Source organism: Vagococcus sp. WN80Y (assembly GCF_059621045.1).
On record NZ_JCAQHY010000042.1, the window covers coordinates 1 to 920 of the forward strand.

Consider the following 920-nt stretch of genomic DNA (forward strand, 5'->3'; position numbering starts at 1 on the left):
AGTCTGTTGCAAGCTCGCAAATTAGTAGCTTGGTTCTCGTTTTTCGTAAAAAAGATGCGTTGCAATTGATTGGCTGTAATAAATTTTACATTGTTAATCGTCTGCAAAATTTCAAATTCGCGTGAGTCCAGTAGTGCCGACAGGCGACGGAGTTCGGGTTTAGATATACGTTTTTGTTCTTGTTTGTCGTTCATGGTAAGTCCCCCTCGGGAGAGTTTTATTTATACATTAAATTAGGAAAATTTATATATAAAAGTCATCTCCCTTATTTTAATTTTTTGTTGATTTACCGCCTCAAAGAAGCCATGCTTCGTTGACACGGTCAGACAGTAGCTCAGACAAGTTTATTCGTCTGATTTTTTAGCTTTTTTCGTTAATCTTCCAACTGAAAAATCAATCTCATCTGGTAATTTATCAATCTCTTGTTTATCATTTGAACTCATGAGTTCAATATATTCTTTTTCAATTTCATCAATATCTCGCCCATAAGTTTCTGCACTTTTGGCAAAAACTTCGGCAGGTAATCGTAAGCTTGGTTTTGGTGGGAAAGTTTTTCCACTTAACCAAGCATTAGCAATTTTCTTTTCATTCAAACAGGTGTATATTTGATATTGAGGTAGGCTTTGAAAGTCTACTTCACTCAACTGAGACGCTGTAAGGTCTGCAAACTGCACAGCGTCTCTTTTATTTGGTGTGCCAAAAATTATTTTACTTCTGGCATTTGTAAATACCGCCTCCTTTAGCTCTTTTGGCATTTGCCCGAGGTTTTGGCAAGCTAGAGTACAAGCCATGCCAAGCCCCCTCGTAAGCGCCAAAATTTGTTCAAATTTACCAGCCGATTTTTTAATGTAGGCATGAAATTCGTCCACCACCAAAGAAATCGGCTGCCTTTGTTCTTCGCTTAGTTCGGCTCGCTTCAT

The 920-nt window shown here is 38.0% G+C and carries 2 protein-coding genes; both read right to left on the reverse strand.

What is annotated here, in order from left to right; all coding sequences use genetic code 11:
• Positions 1-194 (reverse strand): hypothetical protein (locus tag AC5KOD_RS02540; protein WP_496912972.1); only part of this gene is annotated, 194 nt, incomplete at its 3' end.
• A gap of 150 nt (positions 195-344) precedes the next feature.
• A partial coding sequence (locus tag AC5KOD_RS02545; RefSeq protein ID WP_496912973.1) for a TraM recognition domain-containing protein occupies positions 345-920 on the reverse strand: 576 nt, incomplete at its 5' end.